Below are 2,331 nucleotides of genomic sequence, written 5' to 3'. Positions count from 1 at the left end.
GAGACTGACGACCAGAGACTCGACGACAACCGGACGGTCCAGAAGTTCGCCTGGGGCGTCCTCGGCTACACGATCCTCGTGATCCTGTGGGGCGCCTTCGTGCGCGCCTCGGGGTCGGGCGCCGGCTGCGGCGACCACTGGCCGCTCTGCAACGGCGAGGTGATCCCCACCGACCCGACCTTCAACACGATCGTCGAGTTCGGGCACCGGCTCACGAGCGGGCTCGCGCTGCCGGCCGTGTTCGTGCTGATGTGGCTGGCGTGGCGGCACTTCGGGCCGGGCTCGCCGGTGCGCAAGGCCGCCGCCGCCTCGGTGTTCTTCATGGTCGTCGAGGCGGCCATCGGCGCCGGGCTCGTGCTCTTCGAGTACGTCGCCTACAACGCCTCGATCGGGCGCGCGGTCTGGATGGCGGCGCACCTCACGAACACGCTATTCCTCGTCGCCGCGATCACCCTCACCGCGTGGTGGGCGGAGGGCGGCTCGACCCCGAGGTGGCGCCTCTCGGCCCGGTCGGTGTCGCTGGTCGCGACGCTCATCGCCACGGTCATCCTGAGTGCCGGAGGAGCGGTGACCGCGCTCGGCGACACGCTCATCCTCGGCGGCGGCCTGAGCCCGGAGACCAACGCCGTCGTCGCGACGCTCATCGCCGCGCGCGTCTTCCACCCGACGATGGCGTTTGTGGTGCTCGCCATCCTCGGCGCGGCCGTGTGGGTCAACCGCCGGGCCACCCTGCAGGTGACGCAGCTCGGGATGGGCGTGCTCGGGCTGTTCGTGGCCCAGATGGCCCTCGGCGCGCTCAACGTGTGGCTGATGGCCCCGATCTGGATGCAGATCATCCACCTGCTGGTCACCAACCTGATCTGGATCGGCCTCGTGGTCTACACGACCGAGGCACTGGCCGTCCCCGAGGCGGAGCCAGCGCGCGAGCCGGTCCTCGCAGGCTGACGTGTGCCTGCTGCTGTTCGCCGTCGACCCGAGGCCGGACGTCCGCCTCGTGGTGGCGGCCAACCGCGACGAGTTTTGGGCCCGGCCGGCGGCCCAGATGACGTGGTGGGCCGACGCCCCGAATGTCCTCGCCGGTCGTGACCTGGAGGCCGGGGGCACGTGGATGGGCACGACGCACGACGGCCGCTGGGCCGCCCTCACGAATGTCCGCGACCCGCAGGCCCCGAGGCGGGCGGAGCGTTCGCGCGGCCACCTCGTAGCAGATTTCCTGCGCGGATCCACCTCGGCGACCGAAACCGCCGCCTCGGTGCACGCCGCGCGCGACCGCTACGACGGCTTCAACCTCGTCCTCGCCGACGCCGGGGCGGTCTGCGTCGTCTCGACGCGGAGCGACCAGCCGACCGAACTGGGTCCGGGCGTGTACGGCCTCTCGAACGACCGCCTCGACGTGCCCTGGCCGAAGGTCGAGCGCGGCCGAGCCGCCTTTCGCGCCGCCACCGAGGCGGGCGCGGACCTCGACATGCTGCTCGACCTCCTCGACGACCGCCACCAGCCGCCGGACGCGGCGCTGCCGGACACAGACATCGGGATGGAGTGGGAACGCCGCCTCGCGCCGATGCGCATCGTGACGTCAGACTACGGGACGCGCGTGAGCACCGCCCTCGTCATCGGCCGCGACGGCCGCCTCGAGGCGGCAGAGCGGACGTGGGCGCCCGACGGCACCGAGGCGGGGGTGGTACGCCTCAGGGTTGAACTGTAGAGTCTCTAAAGCAGCCAAAGAGCACATAGGACGATTCCAAGGTGCTTCAGTACACGCCACACTTTGCGAACTGAAAGAGTTCGACGTGCCAGCTTTATTGCAAGAAGTCCGACAAGGCCCCAGAGAAATCCGAGTATCGAAGCAAACCAAGCCATCTCGGGCTCGCTCCATGAGTCGGTTATCAGCACGAGCCCAACAGCAGGCACTGCAAGAAATGCCAGAATGCTGACGACGCTCTCGCCCCTCCAATGCAAGCCAACCCATGCGCCTGCGCATGCTGCTGAGTAGAGGAAGGTTAGCAGAATGAGAGGGACCGTGAGCATGGAAGAACCTCGGCTTCTTTCCAATCACGATCCTTCCAGCAACTCTCCCTCGAACCGCTCGGCCAGCGCGTCCGCCGCCTCGGGGGAGGCCGCCTCGGTGTAGACGCGCAGGATGGGCTCGGTGTTGGACGTGCGGACGTGCGCCCAGCCCTCATCGAGATTCACCTTCACGCCGTCCTCGGTCGAGACCCGGCCGCCGGCGTAGCGCGCGGCGAGCGCCCCGAGGAGGGCGTCGGCGTCGAGGTCGTCGGTGAGCTGCACCTTGTGCTTGGCGATCGCGTAGCTCGGCAGGTCGGCGCGGAT

Annotated in this window: 3 protein-coding genes; 2 read left to right on the top strand and 1 reads right to left on the bottom strand. The window is 69.2% G+C overall.

Annotated features, from left to right (window positions below; genetic code table 11):
- Positions 1-945, top strand: a 945-nt coding sequence (locus AAGI91_17630; protein MEM1044434.1) for a COX15/CtaA family protein, incomplete at its 5' end; no start/stop codon positions are given.
- 1 nt (position 946) lies between these two features.
- Positions 947-1,705 carry an NRDE family protein gene (locus AAGI91_17625; protein ID MEM1044433.1) on the top strand — a complete coding sequence of 253 codons (759 nt, stop codon included), beginning with the start codon at positions 947-949 and terminating at the stop codon, positions 1,703-1,705.
- Between the two features lie 347 nt (positions 1,706-2,052).
- Here the strand turns inward: AAGI91_17625 and AAGI91_17620 are convergent.
- Positions 2,053-2,331, bottom strand: a 279-nt coding sequence (locus tag AAGI91_17620; GenBank protein ID MEM1044432.1) for a phosphoglucosamine mutase, incomplete at its 5' end; no start/stop codon positions are given.

This window comes from Bacteroidota bacterium, from assembly GCA_038746285.1.
Classification (GTDB): domain Bacteria; phylum Bacteroidota; class Rhodothermia; order Rhodothermales; family JANQRZ01; genus JANQRZ01.
The sequence above is the reverse complement of the archived record's forward strand: the minus strand, read 5'-3'. Positions and strand labels throughout refer to the sequence as shown.